14 protein-coding genes and 2 pseudogenes are annotated in these 21,210 nt (G+C 54.8%); 7 read left to right on the top strand and 9 right to left on the bottom strand.

Annotation, left to right across the window (positions count from 1 at the left end):
- The first annotated feature begins 2 nt into the window (after positions 1 to 2).
- The 6 genes from pqqF to IBT47_RS09500 all read left to right on the top strand — a co-directional run bounded on the left by pqqF (position 3) and on the right by IBT47_RS09500 (position 9,277).
- A complete protein-coding gene (gene pqqF / locus IBT47_RS09525; RefSeq protein ID WP_200560241.1) occupies positions 3 to 2,492 on the top strand; it encodes a pyrroloquinoline quinone biosynthesis protein PqqF in 2,490 nt (829 codons plus the stop codon).
- Between the two features lie 330 nt (positions 2,493 to 2,822).
- Entirely contained in the window at positions 2,823 to 3,770 is a 948-nt protein-coding gene (locus IBT47_RS09520) for a ChaN family lipoprotein (protein ID WP_370569871.1), read from the top strand.
- Entirely contained in the window at positions 3,770 to 4,570 is an 801-nt protein-coding gene (locus IBT47_RS09515; protein WP_200560240.1) for an energy transducer TonB, read from the top strand. Before IBT47_RS09520 ends, IBT47_RS09515 begins: the two co-directional genes overlap by 1 nt.
- An 18-nt stretch (positions 4,571 to 4,588) precedes the next feature.
- Entirely contained in the window at positions 4,589 to 6,709 is a 2,121-nt protein-coding gene (locus tag IBT47_RS09510; protein WP_200560239.1) for a S9 family peptidase, read from the top strand.
- Positions 6,706 to 8,928 carry a TonB-dependent receptor domain-containing protein gene (locus IBT47_RS09505; protein ID WP_200560238.1) on the top strand — a complete coding sequence of 741 codons (2,223 nt, stop codon included), beginning with the start codon at positions 6,706 to 6,708 and terminating at the stop codon, positions 8,926 to 8,928. Before IBT47_RS09510 ends, IBT47_RS09505 begins: the two co-directional genes overlap by 4 nt.
- Before the next feature lie 208 nt (positions 8,929 to 9,136).
- The gene (locus IBT47_RS09500; protein ID WP_200560237.1) at positions 9,137 to 9,277 is read left to right on the top strand and encodes a hypothetical protein; all 141 of its coding nucleotides are present in this window, start codon (positions 9,137 to 9,139) and stop codon (positions 9,275 to 9,277) included.
- An 811-nt stretch (positions 9,278 to 10,088) separates the two neighbouring features.
- Here the strand turns inward: IBT47_RS09500 and IBT47_RS09495 are convergent.
- Positions 10,089 to 11,399: an MFS transporter gene (locus IBT47_RS09495; protein ID WP_200560236.1), complete on the bottom strand. Its 1,311-nt coding sequence runs from the start codon at positions 11,397 to 11,399 to the stop codon at positions 10,089 to 10,091.
- Between the two features lie 354 nt (positions 11,400 to 11,753).
- Between IBT47_RS09495 and IBT47_RS09490 the strand changes: the two genes are divergently transcribed.
- Positions 11,754 to 12,311 (top strand): UPF0149 family protein, encoded by a 558-nt coding sequence (locus tag IBT47_RS09490; protein WP_200560235.1) that lies wholly within the window; start codon positions 11,754 to 11,756, stop codon positions 12,309 to 12,311.
- A gap of 115 nt (positions 12,312 to 12,426) precedes the next feature.
- On the opposite strand, the gene IBT47_RS09485 is transcribed toward IBT47_RS09490, so the two are convergent.
- The 8 genes and pseudogenes from IBT47_RS09485 to nlpA form a co-directional block, all read right to left on the bottom strand.
- Positions 12,427 to 12,756, bottom strand: coding sequence for a multidrug efflux SMR transporter (locus tag IBT47_RS09485; RefSeq protein WP_200560234.1), 330 nt, complete (start codon positions 12,754 to 12,756; stop codon positions 12,427 to 12,429).
- 11 nt (positions 12,757 to 12,767) lie between these two features.
- Entirely contained in the window at positions 12,768 to 13,181 is a 414-nt protein-coding gene (locus IBT47_RS09480) for a multidrug efflux SMR transporter (protein WP_200560233.1), read from the bottom strand.
- 37 nt (positions 13,182 to 13,218) lie between these two features.
- Positions 13,219 to 14,166 (bottom strand): choline TMA-lyase-activating enzyme, encoded by a 948-nt coding sequence (gene cutD / locus IBT47_RS09475; protein WP_200560232.1) that lies wholly within the window; start codon positions 14,164 to 14,166, stop codon positions 13,219 to 13,221.
- A 59-nt stretch (positions 14,167 to 14,225) separates the two neighbouring features.
- Positions 14,226 to 16,601 (bottom strand): annotated as a pseudogene (cutC, locus tag IBT47_RS09470) (choline trimethylamine-lyase); the annotation flags it as partial.
- Between the two features lie 260 nt (positions 16,602 to 16,861).
- A pseudogene (locus IBT47_RS09465) lies at positions 16,862 to 18,229 on the bottom strand (acetaldehyde dehydrogenase (acetylating)); the annotation flags it as partial.
- A 495-nt stretch (positions 18,230 to 18,724) separates the two neighbouring features.
- Complete coding sequence (locus tag IBT47_RS09460; protein ID WP_200560231.1) at positions 18,725 to 19,243, bottom strand: FidL-like protein; 519 nt, start codon at positions 19,241 to 19,243, stop codon at positions 18,725 to 18,727.
- Positions 19,240 to 20,034, bottom strand: coding sequence for a helix-turn-helix domain-containing protein (locus IBT47_RS09455; protein WP_200560274.1), 795 nt, complete (start codon positions 20,032 to 20,034; stop codon positions 19,240 to 19,242). The genes IBT47_RS09460 and IBT47_RS09455 overlap by 4 nt, the downstream gene beginning before the upstream one ends.
- Positions 20,035 to 20,337: 303 nt before the next feature.
- Positions 20,338 to 21,156, bottom strand: a complete 819-nt coding sequence (gene nlpA, locus IBT47_RS09450) for a lipoprotein NlpA (protein WP_370569371.1) — start codon at positions 21,154 to 21,156, stop codon at positions 20,338 to 20,340.
- Positions 21,157 to 21,210: the final 54 nt, after the last annotated feature.

Raw genomic sequence — 21,210 nt, 5'->3', positions numbered from 1 at the left:
CGATGCCGGTACAACAGCGCCAGCTCAGCAATGGTCTTCAGGTCCGCATTATTACGGACCCGCAGGCCCGCTGCGCCTCGGCGCTGGTGCAGGTGGGCGTCGGCAGCCTGCACGAGCCGGATGCCTGGCCGGGGCTGGCGCATCTGCTGGAGCACGTGCTGTTTGCCGGAAGCGCCGGTTTTCAGGATGACGAGCGCCTGATGATGTGGGCGCAGGCGCAGGGCGGGCGGCTGAACGCGACCACCCTCGGCAACGGTACGGCCTTCTTTTTTGAGTGTTCCCCTGCGCTGCTGGCGGACGGGCTGGCGCGGCTGACCGATATGCTGGTGGCTCCGCTGCTGGCGGAAAGCGCCATCAGCCAGGAAACGGCGGCGATCGATGCGGAGTATCGCCTGCTGTGCGGCCATCAGGACACGCTGGCCGATGCGGCGCTGAGCGCGGCATTTGCAGCGCACCCGTGGCAGCGTTTTCAGGTCGGCGACGGCGCACATTTTGGCACCGATACGGCCGCGCTGCGCAGGGCGCTGATGCGGTTCCATCAGCAGGCTTACTACGCTGCGAATACCACGCTGTGGCTACAGGGGCCGCAGTCCGCTGAGGAACTGTGGCAGCTGGCCGAACGCGCCGGTCTGCGTTTTGCGGATCAAACCCAGCCTTCAACGGTTCTTATACCGCCGCTGGTGCTATCAGCGCAGCGGGATTATCTGCTTCAGCGCCCGGACGGTGATCGGCTGCGTCTCTCCTTCCTGCTGAACGGGCATTTCCGCGAAGAGCTGACCCTGTTGCGCCAGCTGCTGCGCGATGAAGCCGAAGGCAGCCTGATGGCGGCGCTGAGGGCGGAAGGGCTGTGCGACGAGCTGCGCGTGCTGCGGCCCTACGTTAGCGCGCGGCAGCAGGTGTTGAGTATCGAGCTGACGCTGGTGGCTCCGCAGCACGCAGCCGTGGCGGAAGGTCTGCTGCACCACTGGCTGCGTCGGCTGACGGGGCTAAGCGACGAGCAGCTTCAGCATTATGCGGCGCTGGCGGTGCGGGAGTTCAACCGGCTGCCGGTGATGGACAGGCTGCGCGAACGGGCGTTTGGCTTTGCGCTGCCGGAAGCCTGGCCGCTGCGCTGGCAGCCGCTGCTGGCGCAGCTGGTAGCGGAGAATCTGACCCGGCTGCGCAGCGGCAGGCAGGAAACCGGGCAAACGCCTCTCAGTCGCGAGGGTGCCATTGAGCAGCCCCGGCCCGCTGGCGGGTTGCAAACTGAGCCACGAGGCACAGGTGATAAATGGATAGCCGGGTACCGGCTGGTGCAGGGATTCAGCCTGGCTCTGGCGGCGCGTCGGCTCGATAAGGCTGTGCTGCCCGCTGCGATACCCACGCTGGATTTCTTCCCGCGCCCGCAGCCGCTATTCGCCGCTGAAAGCGTTTCCGCTGCGCTACCGCTGCCGCATCATCATCCCGATGGCGGGCAGGCAGTGCTGCTGCTCAGCCCGGCTGCGGTTATGCCGCTGCCCTGGGGGCAGATTATGCAGGCCGCGCTGCGTGCGCTGGCCGGTAGCTGCATCCACGGCGGCGGCGAGCTAAGGCTGGAGTGTTATCAGGGGCTGTGGCTAATCCAGCTGAGCGGTCCTCCCGAGCTGATGATGGCGACGCTTTCCTCGCTGACGGCGCGGCTGGCTGCCTTGCCCGCCGTGGCTATCGAGCAGGGTGAGCGGGAATATCAGCGCCAGCAGCGCGCGCAGCAGGCCGAAATTGCGGTGCGTGCGCTGATTAATGGGCTGCCGCTGCTGTGGCAGAACGCCAGCCCTTCGCCGTCCGTGTCGCCTCTGCCCGCGATGCACTGGCAGGCAAGCCTTTACGGCGGAAGCCGTGAACTGCATCAGCAGATCGCGCGGCAGCTGTCGCATTTTCCGGGGAGGATGAATTCGCCGGTTGAGGCATCGCGCCCGCTGCCCGTGCCGCAGCGGGAGTACTCCGTGGTTACCGACAGCAATGATGCCGCCGTCGTGCTGTTCTGCCCGCTAAACGGGTCAACCCCGCAGGCCGTGGCCGCCTGGCGATGCCTGGCGCTGATCTTCCAGCCCGCATTTTTCCAGCAGCTGAGAGTGGAGCAGAATATCGGTTACGTGGTCAGCTGCCGCTGGTGGCAGGTGGTGGGGCGGGCGGGGATTCTATTCTGCCTGCAATCGCCGACGCTGACGCATGACGATCTGTGGCAGGCGATAGACGCATTTTTACAGCGGATGGCAATGTCTCTTGCGTCTCTCACGGCGGACCGGCTGGCTGAGTATCGTCGGGTTCTGCTGGATTCACTCAATCCCCATCACGACGATCCGCTGACGGCCAGCCGCGAAGGGTGGCTACAGCAGCAGGACCCGGCACCTGCGTTGACGACAGAAGCGGCTGAGCATCTGTCGCTGGCCGATTTGCAGTATCACCATCAGCAGCTTTTGCAGCAGCCTCAGCGCTGCTGGCGGGTGAGCAACCGGAAAAACGCCATCGTCTGAACCCCGACGGCATCAGGGAGGCTGTATCTGCATGCAAACCACGGCTACATTGCAGCCATCCATTCCGGGAGCTGAGCCTGCTGTCTGAGTTATTCACGTTCACGCCGCCCATTCCAGGCCATGTCTCCCTGTCGGAGCCTTTCTCATTGCTCTCCCGGTCTGACATTAGCCGTGCGCCAGATGCCGGATACCTGCTTCAACCGTGCGGTCCGTTTCGCATTATCAACCCCAATTCTTATTGCTAGCACTGATGCTAATTTTTTGCAGGCAAACGCTAAAAATTAATAATAAGAATGATAGTAATATTGATATTCATTATCAAAAAGAATAATGTCTCATTTTCGCCGCATCGTGGCTTTTCTGGGGAGTCTTCGCGAAGAAGGCTGGCACAAAGTTATTTCAATGATGATGAAAACAAAATTAGCCGCTACCGCGCTGCTGCTCTCTCTCGCCTCATTACTCACCGCCTGCCAGCAGCCAAAAACGCTCGCACCGCAGGCGGCGTCCATTTCTGACTTTGCCTCAGCCTCAACGATTAAGGCGCTGGATTCCTCGCGCACCCTGACGCCGCAGGCGCTGCTCGATGAGCTCAGCCAGGCACCAATGGTGATCGTTGGTGAAGAGCACAGCGACGCACGGCATCACCAGGCCGAACAGTGGCTGATTGAGCAGCTGACGCAGAAACGCCCGCAGGGCAGCGTGCTAATGGAAATGATTAATAACGATCAGCAGGCCGCCGTCAGCGAGCTACAGAAGGGATTGAAATCCGATCCGTATATTCGCGAGCAGCGTATCCAGGAGCTGCTGCAGTGGCGCACCGGCTGGCCGTGGCCGCTGTATCGCGGCGTGGTGATGTCCTCGCTGCACGGCAAGGCTCCGCTGCTGGCCGCCAACCTCAGCCGTCCGCAGATTGAAGCTCTGTATGCCGAACCGCAGTTCCCTGCCGGTCAGCATTCGTCCCGGCCGGAAGTCCGCGACACGCTTTCCGCGGTGATTACGGCCATGCACGGTGGAAAAATGGCGCCGGAACAGCTGAAGTCCATGCTGTCTGTGCAGCAGAATCGCGACCGCTTTATGGCCCAGCAGCTGATGAACGCGCCGCGCCCGGCGCTGCTGATTGCCGGTGGTTATCACGCGGCGAAAAGCCTCGGCGTGCCGCTACATTTGCAGGACCTCAACGCGCCGCGCCCGCTGGTGCTGATTCTGGCGGCCAGCGGTACCGAGGTCACCCCCGATCAGGCTGACTATGTCTGGTATATCCCGGCGTCGGGTCAGTAATGAGCGCACTGCAACACAGCGAAGCACAGCAGGTTCCGCAGCCGTGGGGGCGGGGAACGCTGCTCAGCATGGCGGCACACGGCATTATTGCCCTGCTGGCGATCGTCACCTTTGAAAAGCAGCACGTCACCGTTAACTCTCCCCCGGCGGTGATGCTGGAGTTTGCGCCGGAACTCCAAACCGAAAAGGTGCCGCTGGATATGCCGATTGGCGTTAACCAGCAGCGGCGGGTAGAGGCCTCTCGCGCACAGGTCACCCCGGAGAAAACCGAAACGCACCGCGCGGTGACCGCCGATGACGGTGAGCTGGCGCTGAAAAAACCGAAAACGCCGGTACCGAAGCCGGTGAAAAAGCAGAATGTGCATAAAGAAAATCGCCTCAATCAGCAGGCGGTAGAAGGTAACGCCACGCTGAACAGCCGGGCTGCGCCGCTGCCTTCCCAGAAGCAGGCGGCCAAAACCGCCGCGCCGGTGGAAAGTAATGCCGAACAGATGGATCGGGTGCGGCTGAGCTGGGAGGGGCTGGCGATGGGGCAGCTTAACCGGGTGAAGCAGTTCCCGGCGGATGCGCGCCGCCGCGAGCGGGAAGGGGTGGCAACGGTGACCTTTACCGTCAGTGCCGGTGGTGAAATTAGCGGCAGCCGGCTGGATCGATCTTCCGGCACCATTGCCCTGGATCGCGAGGCGCTGGCGATGCTGGAGCGGGCCAGCCCACTGCCGCCGCCGCCTGCCGAACTGCTGGTGGCCGGACGGTATACGGTGACGATGCCGATAAGTTTTTCCTTAAAAAATAAAAACTGATTGAGAGTCCTTTAAAAAATGAATCGCCTTTGGGGTCTGGCGATCGGCATCCTGTCGATCGCACACGTAGCTATTGCCGAAAATCAGCCGGTTCCGCCGGTGGCACAAAGCCAGCCGTTTACCGTCGTGACGCACGGCGACAGCCGCCAGGATAACTACCACTGGCTGCGCGACGACACGCGAAAAAATAAAGCGGTGCTGGATCACCTCAACGCGGAAAACCAGTATGCCGCCGCGGTTGGCAAAGCGTGGCAGCCGCTGAGCCGCCAGCTCTACAAAGAGATGAGCGCGCGGCAGGCGCAGGATAACTACTCCCAGCCGTGGCAGAACCACGATTACACCTATCAGAGCAGTTTCCCTGAAGGAGCCGATTACCCGCTGCTGATGCGTAAGCAGGGCGACGGCGAGTGGCAGCCGGTGATGGACGCGAACCCGCGCAGCAAAGGACATGCCTACTACGCTATCTCCCGCTATGCCGTCAGCGAAGATAACCGCTATCTCGCTATTGCCGAGGACACGCGCGGCGAGGGGCAGAACCAGATCGCCATTCTGGATATGCAGCAGCAGCGCTGGCTGCCGGATACCCTGGCGCAGACCTCGGGCGATATGGTGTTCAGCCGCGACGGCAGCAGGATTTTCTACGTGATGAATCATCCGCAGACCCTGACGCCGTATCGGGTGATGCAGCACGTGCTCGGTTCCAGCGCGGCGGATCGCCAGGTTTACCAGGAAGATGATGACAGCCTCTACACCGGAATTTCGCGTTCGTCTTCCGGCGAATATCTGATTATCACCCTGAGCGGCAACGACACGTCGGAAGCCCGGGTGCTGTCGCTTAGCGTTCCACAGGCCGAGCCCAAAATCATCCGTGCCAGAGTGAAAGGTCAGGAGTACTACGTCGACCACAACAACGGCCAGTTTTACGCGCGCAGCAACAGCTGGGATAAGAACTTCGGCCTTTACGCTTTCGGTTATCCGGAAGAAAAATGGCATACCGTTGTTGCCCCCCAGCAGGATCGCGAGCTGGAAAACTTCTTCCTCTTCGACCGCTGGCTGGTGATTGCCCGGCGCAGCGACGGGCAGACCCATTTTGCCAGACTGACCCTCGCTGATGGCAAATGGCAGGATCTGACCTTCCCTGATAACAGCTATATGGCGCGCCCCGGCAGCAACGGCGATGCGGCAGCCACCACCTTCAACTACATCTACTCTTCACTGGATAAACCGCTGGGCTACTACCAGTGGGATCTGAACGACGGCCAGTCGCGGCGGGTTCATCAGAAGCAGGTGCCGGGCGTGGATTTAAGCCTGTACCGCAGCGAGTTTATCAACCTGCCCGCGCGCGATGGCGAGTCCATTCCGGTGTCGCTGGTGTATCGCAAGGATCTGTTCCGTAAAGGGGAAAATCCGCTGCTGACCTACGGTTACGGCGCTTACGGCATCAGCCTGGATGCGGCCTTTAGCGCCCCGCGCGTCAGTCTGTTGGATCGCGGTTTTGTCTTCGCGCTGGTTCACGTACGCGGCGGCGGCGAGAAAGGGATTAACTGGTATCTCAACGGTAAAAAAGAGCACAAGCCGAACAGCTTCAACGACTTTATCGACGCCTCCCGTGGGCTGGTTGAACAGGGCTATGGCAGCCCCGCTCGGCTCTACGGCATGGGCGGCAGCGCCGGTGGCCTGCTGCTCGCTGCGGCGGTGAATCAGGCACCGGAACTGTTTAAGGCGGTGGTGCTGCAGGTGCCGTTTGTCGACGTGCTGAACAGCATGCTGGACAAGACCTTGCCGCTCACCCAGCAGGAGTACGAGGAGTGGGGCAATCCTAACGATCCGGTTGCTTACCGGCAGATCAAGGCCTGGAGCCCTTACGACAATCTTACCCCTCGCGCCTATCCGACGATGCTGGTGACCAGTGGGCTGTATGACTCGCGCGTTCCCTACTGGGAAGCCGCCAAATACGTCGCGCGCCTGCGCACGGTCAACCGCAATCTCTCATCGCAAATCCTGCTGACCACCAATATGCAGGCCGGCCACGGCGGTCGCTCGGGACGCTACTCCCGCCTTGAAGACTCCGCGCAGGCATTCAGTTTCTTGATTCACCTTGATAACAAAAATAGCCAGACACCAGGAGCACCGCGTTGAAATATTACTCTTTTGCTAACCTCGCGTTAGCCAGTTGCCTTGTTATACCTGCCGTTGCCAGCGCCGAGGGGGAAAAGGGTAGCACCGTCTTCTCCACCCTCAGCGTGTCGGACAGCAATCATAAAAAACAGGCTGATGATGTGGGGTCATCCGCCGAAACCTTCTCCACTCCGGGCGCGGTCAGCTCGCGGGGAGCCGACAAAAAGCTGCAAAGCCTGGACAATACCCTGCGCGGGATTCCCGGCACTTTCACCCAGCTCGATCCCTTGCAGAGCGGGGTGAGCGTTAACATTCGTGGGATGAGCGGGCTGGGGCGCGTTAACACCATGGTTGATGGCGTGACGCAGACTTTTTACGGTATGGCACCGACCAACTATCACGGCGGCAGCAACAGCGCCGCTTCCGTGCTGATCGATCCTAACTTTATCGCCGGGATTGATATCACGCGCGGCAACAGCGCCGGTTCTCAGGGGGTTAACGCCCTGATGGGCAGCGCCGGCATTCGCACTATCGGCGTGGACGATGTGGTGCAGGAAGGCCGCCAGGTGGGCGTGCTGAGCCGCTTCTCCGTCGGGGATAACGGCATGGGCCGCAGCGGCATGGTGTCGGTAGCCGGTAAAACGGAAGAGTTCGGTAACGGCGGCCAGCTTGGTGCGCTGGTGGGGATGAGCGGAACCACCACCTATGCCACCTATAAAAACGGCGCGGGTGAGAGCAGCAAAGACTTTATCGGCGACGATACTGACTTTATGAAGCAGAATCCGCAGTCGCAGCTGTATAAGCTGGATTTCAGCCCGGACCGCTACAACAAGTTTGAATTTAACGGTCGTAATTACAGCAATACTTTCACCCGCCGTGATATCACCAGCGATGACTACTCGCTGCGCTATAAGTTTAACCCGCTCTCCGAGCTGGTGGGCGTGAACCTGCTGCTCAGCAGCAGCCGTTCCAATCAGAACTACGTACCGAATGCGTTCTCTAATTTCCGCAGCTCCTCCAGCACCAATAAGTCCAACGCGGTGGATTTAAGTAACACCAGCCGCTTCTCGCTGGACGATTACGACTTCACTTTCCTGCTGGGCAGCAAGGTGATGAAAACCGATTACACCCGTCAGTTTACGCAGTGGAATGACACCGATCGCAATGCGTTTGCCCCGGCCGGTAAGCAGAAGATCGAGTCGCTCTATACCGGTCTGACGATTAACAAAGACATCTACCAGCTCGATCTGAACCTGAACTACACCCGCAGCAAGGTGAATGGCCACAAGCCTGCCTGCGCCGATAACGAAAAATGTTTCCCGCAGGGCGAGGCGGAGCTGAATCTTGACGATAAAGCCTTCAATCCGTCGGTGATGCTCTCTGCGCAGGTGACGCCGTGGCTGCAGCCGTTTGTCAGCTACAGCCACTCATCCCGTGCGCCAAACGTGCAGGAAGTGTTCTTTGCTAACGAGGGCGGTGCTTCGATGAACCCGTTCCTCAAGCCGGAAAGAGCGGAAACCTGGCAGCTGGGGACCAACGTGAATCTGGAAGGGCTGGTGGTGGAGAAAGATAAGCTGATGCTGAAGGCATTGGTTTATCAGACCCGCACCAAAGACTACATCACCAGCGAAACGTTCTTCCTGTGCTACGACGGTTCGCTGTGCAAGGATGTTGATAATTCCGAGGCCGGTTTTAACGCCAACGTTTACGTTAATTCACTCTCGCCGGTGCAGTCGCGAGGTTATGAGGTAGAGGCGAACTATGATGCGGGCCTCGCCTATCTGAATCTTTCCTACAGCGAGCAGTACACCAACCAGCCGACTTCGATTGCCAGTACGTCAAATCTGTTTGCCTATGACGATCTGGCCGATCTGCCGCGCCGCTATATTACGGCCGATTTGGGGGTGCGCCTGCTGGATGAGAAGCTGACTATCGGTAGTCTGATTAAATATACCGGCAGGTCGAAGCGCCTCGATCCTGACTGGTGGAATTCTGACGATGCTACCGTCGTGACTAAGCACAGCATGCCGAAGATCCCGACGATTATCGATCTCTACAGCAGCTATCAGGTGACGGATAATTTGCAGCTGCGTCTGACGGTGCAGAACGTGCAGAATAAGGATTATGCGGAAGCGCTGAACCGCATGAACCAGGATTTGAGTACGGCGGCCGAGGGTGTGTCGGTGAATACGACTGCGCGTGGTCGTACGTGGGTGTTCGGTGGGGAGTTCCGTTTCTGACGGGTTAAGCGTTAGCGTCTTCTGATTCACACTGACTGAACCGCTGTTTTTTTTGACGGCGGTTTTTTTGTGGTGTTTCGCTGGTGGACGGTGGCCCGGAGGCCAGCCTCTGCGGCTGCCGGACGGTCCTCACGTTATGCTGTATGATGTCTTCAGCCCGGTTGGTGCTGCTTTTCGCTGGTGGATGGTGGCCCGGAAGCCAGCCTCTGTGGCTACCGCACGGTCCTCACGTCGCGCCGTGCGCGATGCCTTCGGTTACGGCTTCGTGCCTTCCGGACCGGCCTGGAGCGGGCGTCCTGCCCGCGCCATGCCTGACGCCAACGTCCTGTTGGCGTCTCCTGGCTCGTAGCCTCCACCTCAGCGCTGCGGATTGTCCGGTAGCCGCAGAGGCTGGCCTCCTTTTATTGTTCTGTGCTCGCTTTTAACTGCTTAACTGCTTAACTGCTTAACTGCTTAACTGCTTAACTGCCCGACTGCCCGACTGCCCGACGACTGAACTGTTGAGCTGCTGTAACTATGGTTTTAGGCGTCGCATATTTGTGAGTTCTTTGACGTCGAGAACCCATTTCAGAAATATGGACTAATACAGAAACAGTGGTGTCTTCTCTGAAGCAGCACCGGTACAGGTCGTATCACATTTCAAAATTAGATTTACGCGGTCGTATTGAATTGTTCTGAAGTGATTTTTAACTGACAGACAGCACTGCTGTATGAAACGGGCTGGTTGTATTCCCGATCGTACAATCCGCATCGCTGAATACAAAGAAAATGCCGGGATTCCTTCTTCAGACAACACGGAAGTCAGATAGCAGGCTGGTTGTGCCCCCGGGCGGGCAATCCGCAGCGCTGAACGGAGAGAGGAAGCCAGGATTCGGCCGCATGGACGCGGCCGAAAGGCACAGCCGCGCAGGACGCGCGTCTGTGCCGGTCTGTCCGGCTGACGAGCGAAGTGAGGGCACCGCAAAGCGGCGCGAGGACCGCCCGCCCGGGGGCACAACCAGCCAGCGCCAACTTCTGACTTTGCAAACGACCGTCTAAACCGATCCGTCAGGCTGACGAACGAAGTGAAGGCACAGCAAAGCGGCGCGAGGACCGCCCGAGCGGAGGCACAACCAGCCAGCTGTACACCACAGCCATCGACAACGCCGCTTCGCTACCCCCTAACGATTCACCAGCCTGGCAGGCAAAGCCACCACCAGTAGCGAACTGAGCAACAAACAAACCGCAAAAAACCACATCGCACCGCTGCTGCTGCCGGTCAAATCCAACGCCAGACCCATAATCGAATTACTCACCAGCCCGGCAATATTGGCCACCGAACAGGCCAGCGCAAATCCCGCCGCCGCCGCCGTACCCGTTAAAAAGGTCGCTGGCAGACTAAAGAACACCGGCACGGCACCAATAATCATCGCCTGCGCCAGTGAGAAAAGCAGAACCGTTGCCAGCACGCTGTACCCGGCAAACGTGCTGGCCGCCATCGCCCCCGCACCGATGATAAATGGCACAATAATGTGCCAGCGGCGCTCACGCATACGATCCGAACTGTAGCCAATCAGCAACATCCCCACCAGGGCGGCCAGGCTCGGAACGGCCGTCAAATAGCCGATAGTACTGATATTGCTCACTCCGGCCTGTTTAATCAGCGTAGGCAACCAGAAACCCATGGCGTAGGCGCTTAGCAGAATCGAAAAATCGATGCCGCCAAGCATCAGTACGCGGATATTTAACAGCCCGTCGCGTAGCCGATGCTTACTCTCGCGGCCCTCCCGCTCATCGGTTTCCAGATCCCGCTGAACGCATGCCTTCTCCTCCTGACTCAACCAGTTCGCCTGCGCCACGCTGTTGGGCAGCACCCACAGCGTCATCACACCCAGTAACACGCTGGGCAGCCCCTCGAGCAGGAACATCCACTGCCAGCCTCTCAGGCCATGAAGCTGGTCAAAGTGGGTCATAATCCAGCCCGACAGCGGTCCGCCAATCAGGCTGGATAGCGGCAGGCCAATCATAAATAGCGCGATGATGCGGCCGCGTCGCCACGATGGATACCAGCGGGTCAGATAAAACAGCACCCCCGGCAGGAATCCGGCCTCTGCGACTCCCAGGAAAAAACGCAGCGCGTAGAACTGCGATGGTGTCTGTACCATCAGTGTGGCCGCTGAGAGCAACCCCCAGCTGATCATGATGCGGGCAATCCAAACGCTGGCCCCTACGCGCTGTAGGATCAGGTTGCTGGGCACCTCAAACAGAATGTAGCCAACGAAAAATAACCCGGCACCCAAACCAAAGGCCGTTTCACTGAGCTGCAGGTCGTTGGCCATTTGTAGCTTGGCAAGGCCAATATTGATGCGATCCAGATAGGCAGCCAGATAGCACAGACACAGAAAGGGGATCAGTCGCCAGGTGATTTTACGGTATGCCGCAATCGTTTGCGTTGCTGGCTGGATAGCCGGATGCACATCAGCATCAGTCATGGTTCTCTCCGGAATCTTAATGAAAGGCAGTGGGGAAAAGCGCACAAATTCTATCAGAGTTGGAACTTGCCGATAATCATTATCATTTAAAAGGGGCTTAGAGCCCGGTATCTGCGTGACGACTTTCACGAAAGGCGGTGTTGTTTCGCACGCAAAGTTTGAGTTGTTGGTCCCGTCGGGTTTTACACTAGCTGGCCAGACTGGCTTTTAGCGCACCGGCGACGATAATCAATTTACAGGTTATCTGATGCTTTAAATCGGCAGCAGGATAGCTTTTTTCTGCACTGGCAACGAGAATACCCCCATACTCACCGGCGCGGCTGGTGAAAATGTTATGTGGAGAGAGGTAACGCTATGCAACAGGGTCCCCTGACGGAAGAACAGCTGGAATGGCTGGATGATATTTTAATGAAATATTCTACCGACACTTCGCTGGTCGATGCCTCCGAACTGGACGGCATGTTGACGGCCATCGTTTCTGCACCGGTGCCGATTCCGCCAGGTGAATGGCTGCCTGCCATCTGGGGCGGAGAGGAGGAGATGCCTGACTGGGAATCTGAAGAGGAATTCCGCCGTTTCCACGACCTGCTTTCCCAACATATGAATGATATTGTCGATCGTCTGACTGATTATCCTGACCAGTTCGAGCCGCTGTTTGGTATTAACACCGTTAACGGTGAAGATTACACGGTGGTAGAGGAATGGTGCTTTGGCTATATGAAAGGCGTTGATCTGGGAGACTGGTCTTCTTTGCCGCCATCACAGGAACCTTCTCTGCTGGTTATCGCCTTACACGGGCGTGAAGAGAACTTTGAGCGGCTGGAAACGCTTACCGTTGAAGAGTATGAAATCAGCGTTGAGGCCATTCGTCCTGCTGCAATCAGCCTGTATGTGAAGCAGCCACTGCACTAATTTTAAGAAAAATACGTTACTCACTGCGCAACAGGTACGACAAATCCTGTTACGCAGTGAGTTTATTAAACGTGTTTAATGTCCCGGGTGACCGAATAGTCAATTTATTTCTGGCTTACATGGTGGAGAAGGCATTCATAATGACACCACCAGAAATAATCAGCAGCATGGCAAATATCGCGGGTAAGTCGGGTTTCTGTTTGTATAAAATCATTGAGCAAAGCGTTACGCCCACAATACCAAACCCACACCAGAGTGAATAAGCCACTCCCACCGGGATTGTGCTCATTGCCCTGGTCAGTGCAAAATAACAAACGGCATAGGCAATAATAACCAATATGGAAGGTGCCAGTTTACTGAATCCGGAGGTTTTTTTTATCATTGAAGTGCCGGTTATTTCGGAACAGATCGACAATGCCAGCCATAAAAATCCCACGTTAGCCATGATAATTCCCCTTAGTGTGTTGGTGAACTTTTTTCAGTGAGTTCAGAGGGTAGAGGTGTTGTTTCTTCTGCATCTTCATTGCCCATGCGGGAAAATAAATTCATAATAATAATGCCGCTGGCGATAACCAGCATGCCGATAATCGCTGCGGTATCGGGATGCTGGCCGTAAAACAGCATACCCAGCGTTGAAACGGTTAAGATGCCGGTACCTGACCAGGTGGCGTAGGCCAGGCCAACCGGGATATCTTTCACCGCCCGTGACAGGGAGTAGTAGCAGATACAGTAGAGCACAACGATAAGCCCCAACAGCAGGGTTTTAGTCAGACCTTCACTGTTATCAAACATTTTTAATGTTGAGGTTGCTGACGTTTCGGAGACGATAACCAGCAGCAGCCATAGCCAGCATTTCTTTTTCGAAGACATGGGTAAACTCCTGAGTGATATTTTAAAAAATAATGAATTAATGGCGAACTAAACGGATATCAAAATCAAACGTTTTAAATCGTGATTCCATGTAATTTAATTCTTCCGGTGTGTATGAAGGATCGTTTAATACCGGGTAGTCCATATCAAGTTTTTGATATTTACTTTTGCCAAGCTGGTGATAGGGGAGAATATCAATGCGGCGAATATTTCCTCGCCGTGAAAGTTTTTTTATATAATCAATTGCGGTGAGCACGGATTCTTCAGAGTCATTGTAACCCCGCACCAGTGGAATGCGGACAACGACATTGGCTCCTGAATCAACCAGCCATTCCAGGTTTCGTTTAACGCGTTCGTTGCCCATGCCGAACAGTGTCTTATGGTTCGCGCTATCCATTTCTTTCAGATCGAATAAAAAGGTGTCCGTAACGGCTGCCAGTTTCTTGTAATTTTCCAGCGGCGTTGTTCCCTGCGTTTCTACTGCCGTATTGATCATGACTTTTTTGCATTCGCTAAACAGCGCAACCGCAAAGTCCGTTTGCAGGCTCATCTCACCACCGCCAATAGTGACGCCACCGCCAGAGGAGGTATAGAAAAAGTAGTCCTGCATAATGACCTCCATCAGTTCGCTGACGGTGTAATCTTTGCCGACGATGCTGATGGCATCCTGAGTACAGATTTCTTCGCATTTTCGGCAGCCGCTACAGCCCGCTTCCCGGTTGATGAAATGTTTCAAGCTGCCGTTGATATTGGCCCGGTAGTGGGTCCCCGAAGGACAAACGCTGACGCAGTCGCCGCAGTCAATGCATTTATCGTGGGAGTACATCACCTGAAAGTTGCCGTTCAGGCCTTCCGGGTTTGAGCACCAGGGACAGCTGATATTGCAGCCTTTGAAAAAAATCAGCGTGCGAATGCCATCTCCATCATAAATTGAATATTTTTGGATATTGAAAATCCGCCCCGTCAGTTCCTTAGTGGTCATCATTTCTACCTCATGCCTCTGTGTGAACGTCCCTGTTCATCGTTCTTCCCTGTGGATTATCCTCAGAATCCGTCAATTACCGTACGGCTGATAATTTCATCCTGAACCTCTTTGCACAGCTCAACGAAGTAGGCGCTGTATCCCGCCACGCGCACAATCAGGTCGCGATATTTTTCTGGCTCCTGCTGGGCTTTTTTCAATACTTCGTTGTCGACATAGCTGAACTGCATCTGGCCATTGCCCATAATTGAGGCGGTGCGCAGCAGCGTGATCAGACCTGTACGGCCTTCAGGTGTGTCGAGCAGCCCTTTCAGGAACTTGAAGTTGTGCACCATGCCAATGTTCATGGTTTCCACGTTCATTTTGCTGACCGACTTGATGATCGCCGTTGGCCCCTGTTTATCAGCGCCCTGGGTTGGGCTGATCCCATCTGACAACGGCATCCACGCCAGTCGACCGTTAGGTGTGGCGTTGGTCAGTTCACCAATTGGCGTGTTGTTAGAAATCGACAATGTGCCGTGGCTGAGGGTGGAGTAGAGCATGTCGTATTTACGGCACTCTTTCTCGGTCCATTCGGTAATGTCGGCGGCATACTGGTCAACGTAGTTATCGTCATTGCCATATTTCGGCGCGTTCAGACAGTCGCGGCGCATTGCCTCGTAGCCTTCGAAGTTGGCCAGCAGCGCATCACGCAGCTGTTCCAGCGTGTATTTCTTATCTTCGTAAACCAGCTTGCGAATGGCGGCCATTGAGTCAACGTAGGTCGCCAGTCCTGAGAAGATCAGGCCAGGGCCGTGGTTAATCATTGCGCCGCCTGCGGCAACATCTTTACCGCTTTCCATACAGCCCTCGACCAGCAGAGACATCAGCGGTTTTGGTGCGACGTCACGGTGTACGCGCTGGCTGATAACGGTGCCGATAGCCGACAGGCGAACAATATGCTCAACCTGCTTTTTGACCGCAGCGTCAAACTGCTCGAAGGTACGTAATTCACGCAGATCGCCAGTATCCAGGCCCTGATGGCTGTCAAACAGCACCATACGCCCACGGTTCAGTACAAATTCAATGGCCATTGGCCACTGGGTATAGCCGGTGGAGGTCCACTGATAGATACGACCCGATTTCTGCGGTTCCACGCAGCCCATCAGGCAGTAATCACGCGCATCGTCGAAATCAAAGCCTTTGCGCAGCATCATGCGAATATGCGAGTCATCGAAGTGACAGGCCGGGAAGCCCATTCCCGCTTTCACTACGTCGACAATTTTCTCCATGTATTTCTGCGGTGACTGGTTGTGAATACGGCATGCCAGCGATGGCTGGTACACTTTCACGAATCGGACCGCATCCATAATCAGGTAGGTCAGATCGTTACAGGCATCGCCGCCCGTGCGCTTCTGGCCGCCGACCGTGAGGTTGATAAAGGGCTGATAGCCAGCAAAGTATTTCGCGCCTGATTCGCTGGACATCCACATCAGCTCGGCACATTTGATGATAAAGGCCTCCATCATTTCCAGTGCGGTCTCCTCGGTGAGGCGGCCTTCACGGATATCGGCTTCATACATCGGGTAACAATATTGATCGACGCGGCCCAGAGACAGGCCGGTCTGGTTTTCTTCTACTTCAAACAGCGATTCGACAGTCCAGATACTTTGCAGCGCTTCCTGCAGCGTTTTTGGCGGATTAGCCGGTACGTTTTCGTTAACCTGCGCGATGTTCAGCAGCTCGGCTTTACGCTGCGGATCTTTCTCCGCCGCTGCCAGTTCGCGGGCGTGTGCTGCTATACGCTTAGCGTAATTAACCACGCCGGTGCAGGTTTCAATTGCCGCTTTGTAGAAGTAAATCCGGTCTATATCTCCTGGGTTTTCCATACTCAGTGCCGCCAGATGGGCTTCGGCATCGGCTTTAATGCCGTTCATCCCTTTGGTAAACAGCAGTACGTCGTAGCCAGGGCAGGTATCGCCGCCGCCGTTAATCTGGTGATACGAGAGATCGCTGACGAAGGTTTCACCGCTGAAAGACCATACGCCGGCTTCGCGATACTGTGCTTCACAGATTTCATCCAGCGAACGACCTTCCCAGAAGGGAACGATTTCTTCACGGATAGTTTTTTTATCTTCTTCGCTGATGACGAAAGGATCCTGTGGACGTGTGCCCATGGTGTCCAGTTCGTCCCGCACCCAGCGCCAGGCGATGTCCGGTGAGAACGCACCCGCCCGGGGCTTGCCGCAAGGATGGCCCACGATCAGTTCCTGGTCCTGAATCAGGATTGGTGCCGTTTCGCAGGCGTGGCGGAAGGCTTTTGCTCGCAGCAGGATAACAGGCAGGCCGGGGTTGTTTTTTACCACCTCGGTAAACGCTAAAGCGCGGTAAATTGAAACGCTTGGGCGTGCTTCAAGGTAGTGCTGGCGAAGATATTGTAGTCGCGGTGACAGCCCTTCAGTCACGCTGTTCTGATGCTGAGTGGCAGGAATATCCGTGGCGCTGAAGCTTTTCTTCGGCACATTATTATGTACGGGAGTCGCTAAAGTATCATGTTCCATATTACTCTCCTGAATCTATTCCAGTCGTTCTTAATACGGGTACGAGCTGTGCTCGCGGTGACGGCCACCTGTGGAAAAGGTGGCCGTGGTCCAGAGTGTGGTTATTGATGGATCACCGTTATTGCCGGGCTATACTCATGGCCAAAAAACGGCTACTGGCGCAGGTCTTCAATGGATCGAACGCCAAATCCGACTTTGCGAATGTTGACCAGGTTCATCGGTCCGACGTTATCGGAGGTAGAGCCACCGCCAATGGCTCCGCATCCCAGCGTCAGCGCCGGAGTGAGGTTAGTGGTGGCACCAATGGCCCCCAGCGCTGCCGGGGTATTGATCAAAATGCGGTGGACGGGTTTTTCCAGACTGAACTGGCGGATAACTTCCTGGTTCCGGGTATGGAGCACCAGCGTGTGGCCGAGCCCTTCGTTGTTTAACAGTTCCACGACCCGATCGCAGGCCGATTTCCAGTCATCTTCCACGTACAGCCCCAGTACCGGGCACAGTTTTTCGCGCGAGAAAGGATTTTGTTTTGAAACAACGGTTTGCACAGAGACAAGTACACGAGTATTGGTTGGAACGCTAAAACCGGCCATCTGGCTGACGGTCAATGCGGTTTTTCCCACCGTTTCCGGGTTGATGGTGTTGTTGGCGCGCATCAGCAGGGCGGAAATTTTCGCGCTCTCCTCCTCATTCATGAAGTAGGCACCCTGCGCCTTCAGCTCACGTTCAGTCTCTTCCCAGATGCAGCGTTCAACGATAATCGACTGCTCGGAAGCACAGATAACCCCGTTGTCGAAGGTTTTACTGGTGATGATGTCTTTCACCGCCTGGTGGACGTCTGCCGTGCGTTCGATAAATGCGGGGCCGTTACCTGGTCCGCCGCTAATCGTTGGCGTGCCGGATGCATAGGCAGCCCGCACCATGCCTTCACCGCCCGTAGCCAGAATGAGGGAGACGTCTTTGCTGTGCATCAGTTCCTGCGTTGCTTGCAGGGTCAGTTCGGTAATGCCGCTGACGATACCCGCCGGTGCTCCTGCGGCTTCAGCGGCCTTTCTTACAACGTCGATGGCCTTCCAGCTGCATTCACGAGCACCCGGATGCGGAGAGAAAACGATGGCGTTGCCGGATTTCAACGCGATGATGCTCTTATAGAAGATGGTAGAGGTGGGGTTAGTGGAAGGGACCAGAGCGCAAATCACGCCTAAAGGCACGCCCACATCCATCACTTTTTTTTCGTTATCTTCGTGGATAATTCCCACGGTTTTCATGTCTTTAATTGATTCATAAAGGAAGGTTGATGCGAAGGTATTTTTCAGTACCTTATCCTGCCAGTTGCCAAAGCCGGTCTCTTCACAGGCCAGTTTTGCCAGAGGTTCGGCCTGGGCAGCTGCTTCTTTGGCAACGTTTTTTACGATCGCATCAATTTGCTGCTGTGAAAATGTGGCCAGAACCGCCTGCGCTTTCTTGGCATTACGTACCAGGTCCCGCGCGTTCTGCCGGGAGAGTAAATCCTTATCCATTGTCATCATCAGTTATCCTTAATCAGGGTCAATAAAGAAAACCAGGCGCATCAAATTGTTGCTTTGAGGCGATGAGTTCACTATCGCCGATACGCGGTTGAACTTGTGCTGAACAACAGCAATAAGAACTCCGACTACATCGTGATTAAAATGCGTAACGAATGCTCTTCAGCTCACTATATCCCTGAATATGGAAATCAAAATTTAAATTCAGATTTTTGAGGTTTTTAGTTTTTTCATCTGAAATTTAGCGTTCACATGTCCTGTATTTACTTGTCTGTGCTGATTTTTACTGTGGTTGTGGTTGATTAAAGATGTCTGATTTCCTGGCTATTCGCAGGCGTGTCACTTTGTTAGCCCGATGCTAATGGTTTGAATATGAGTAAAGACAACCACCCATAAAACTGTGGCGTGCCTCATATTTCACTGGGTTTTTTAGCTTAGCGCTAAATACATAATGTGCTGTTTTTCAGTCTTGCGGATAGGGCGGTGGCGTTATTGAATTTAATTGAAAGTGCTGCCGGATTTTAGGGTGCAGATATATAAAGGTGAGTTGATTGAGCTGAATAACACGGTTTTGCTGCTTAGCCGACGTGCATTCAGAAACAGACCATCGCGACTGTCTGACATTTCACGCATGAAATAGTCAAAGATGATATCCGGCGACCTGTCGATTGAAGAGGCGCTTGCCTGCCACTGATTAATCATGTAGTGATTTTCCGCCGCTGAGACGTGCCTGACGCTATAGGTGAATTTGACGTAGCGCTGAAGATAGAGGGAGCCTTCATCCGAATCGGTATAGCCTTCCACCACCATGGAGCCTTTCCCGCCCGGGCCGAAGTTGAAGTGAACCGAACCGTTCACGTTTTCCTTATCCATATTTTCAAACCGCATGATAACGCGCGACGAACAGTCAATCTGCGTTGAAGCCTGGTGCGGTAGTAAACGCCAGCCGGTAAATGCCGCTGTTGCGCTAAATATCATCAACGAAACGGCAAAAAAAGATCTGGGATACATCTTCATTTTGGCTCCCATGAATAATAAAAGTAGTTATCACAGTAACCGAAAGGGATATTCCCATGAATGGCGCAGTGAGCGAGGAAAACGCGACCTAATCCTTTGGTCTGTAATTTGTCACTGTAGAAAAATATGTACCGCTGCCCGGGTTTGCAGGTAAGGTTAAGTTCATGTAAGACATTTAAAAAATTTTTTTCATAGTCGTGAGTGGTCACCGATCCGACCATATCCGTTGTGCCTGATAATTCACAGCCCTGGCCCGAGACCGAAACGGGGGAGATAAAAACCGGATGGAGACGGTTAATTAAGGAAAAGGGAAGCATTAAGAGCGATAAAACCAGCAATACGGCGCTGGCAATATTCCAGTTGATTTTTCTGGCCGCTGGAAAAGCTTGATGTTCTTCCACCATCTTCGGCGGCGTCGTCTGCTCAGAATGTACTTCTGGTGCGGGCTGAGGGGAAAGACTATCGAGCATCTCGACTGCAATATCCGGATTAAACTGCAAATTACCCCGCGAAATAGTCAAAATAATATTTTCTATATCATAGTGGCGGAATGTTTTGCGCAGCATACTCAGATACTGATTAAGGTTGCTGTTTGATGATGTTAAGCCGTTATCATCCCAGACTTTTTTTAGGACTTCTTCCCGGCTAACAACCTCCTGATGCTGCAGGAAAAACAGCAGTAGCGCACTGGCCGTAATCGAGAGCTGAGTATCCGGAGCATTACTGCCCGGCAGCGAAATGCTTCCGTCTGCGGCGTCATAAATAAGACTGGCGTTAATGTTGTATCGCATTGGCAGCTCATCCATGTTGCCCGTCATTAAGCAAAGTCATTATGAGATTGCTTACCCGTGTCTCAGTGAAGTTCTCCGTGGTTGAAAATAGTCAGAACGAAACAGGAAAGTAGCCAGGTCATGAGATTCATTTTACAGGTCGGATCATACCGATGAGCAGGTATGATCCTTCTTGATCGCGATCAACGGTGTGCGGCGTCGTTGAAGATTATCCAAATACTGTGTGGCTTTTCACAAATATTTGATTTTAGTAATCTAAACAACTGGCAGTGTTAATCATTATGGCACTGCGACTGAGTGCGATTACCAGCCTGCAACGGCACCGCCGTTGAAGATTTTATCCGCAGCGGCTGCCACTTCCGGCGACTGATAGGATTTAATAAAATCGCGAACGTTCTCAGCGTCTTTATTCTCTTCACGAGTCACGATGATATTCACATAAGGTGACTGCTTATCTTCAATAAATACGCTGTCACGCACCGGATTCAGCCCGGTTTGTTGAATATAGGTGGTGCTGATAATTGCCACCGTCACTTTGGCATCATCCAGCACGCGGGGCAGCTGTGCGCCTTCCAGCTCCATGATTTGCAGATGCAGTGGGTTAGCGGTGATATCCACGGCGGTTGGTAACAGACCGGTATCCGGTTTGAGCGTAATCAGCTTTTCTTTCTGTAACAGCAGCAGTGCCCGGCCAAGATTGGTGGCATCATTTGGGATGGCGATGGTGTCGCCATCTTTCAGTTCACTGATTGTTTTGATTTTTTTTGAGTAACCAGCCATTGGGAAAACGAACGTATTGCCAACCGCGACCAGTTTATAACCATGGGCTTTATTATCCTGCTCAAGGAACGGTCGGTGTTGAAACACGTTGGCATCCAGATCGCCGCCTGCCGTGGGTTCATTAGGCAGCAGAGAACCACTGAAACCAACCAGTTCAACATCTAATCCGTATTTCTCTTTAGCGACCGTTTTCGCCACTTCAGCGACATCCTGCTCCGCACCGTTAATGACGCCAACTTTAATATGATGGCTGTCAGCGGCTTTCTGATCGCAGCCGGTGAGTAGTAATCCCAGCAGAAGTGCGGTAGTGGTGACAGAACGAGTTATGGCAGGCTTGAACACGATATTTTCCCTGAATTCAAAGAGGTAGAAGGCTGTCAAATAACCGTAATTCCT

This window comes from Erwinia sp. S43, from assembly GCF_016624745.1.
GTDB lineage: Bacteria > Pseudomonadota > Gammaproteobacteria > Enterobacterales > Enterobacteriaceae > Erwinia > Erwinia coffeiphila.
The sequence above is the reverse complement of the archived record's forward strand: the minus strand, read 5'-3'. Positions and strand labels throughout refer to the sequence as shown.

Coding starts and splice junctions, on each gene's coding strand:
- IBT47_RS09485 (WP_200560234.1), bottom strand. CDS start 12,756: ATGGCTAACGTGGGATTTTTATGGCTGGCATTGTCGATCTGTTCCGAA.
- IBT47_RS09510 (WP_200560239.1), top strand. CDS start 4,589: ATGAATCGCCTTTGGGGTCTGGCGATCGGCATCCTGTCGATCGCACAC.
- IBT47_RS09490 (WP_200560235.1), top strand. CDS start 11,754: ATGCAACAGGGTCCCCTGACGGAAGAACAGCTGGAATGGCTGGATGAT.
- IBT47_RS09480 (WP_200560233.1), bottom strand. CDS start 13,181: ATGTCTTCGAAAAAGAAATGCTGGCTATGGCTGCTGCTGGTTATCGTC.
- IBT47_RS09455 (WP_200560274.1), bottom strand. CDS start 20,034: ATGCGATACAACATTAACGCCAGTCTTATTTATGACGCCGCAGACGGA.
- IBT47_RS09520 (WP_370569871.1), top strand. CDS start 2,823: ATGTCTCATTTTCGCCGCATCGTGGCTTTTCTGGGGAGTCTTCGCGAA.
- pqqF (WP_200560241.1), top strand. CDS start 3: ATGCCGGTACAACAGCGCCAGCTCAGCAATGGTCTTCAGGTCCGCATT.
- IBT47_RS09495 (WP_200560236.1), bottom strand. CDS start 11,399: ATGACTGATGCTGATGTGCATCCGGCTATCCAGCCAGCAACGCAAACG.
- cutD (WP_200560232.1), bottom strand. CDS start 14,166: ATGATGACCACTAAGGAACTGACGGGGCGGATTTTCAATATCCAAAAA.
- IBT47_RS09460 (WP_200560231.1), bottom strand. CDS start 19,243: ATGAAGATGTATCCCAGATCTTTTTTTGCCGTTTCGTTGATGATATTT.
- IBT47_RS09515 (WP_200560240.1), top strand. CDS start 3,770: ATGAGCGCACTGCAACACAGCGAAGCACAGCAGGTTCCGCAGCCGTGG.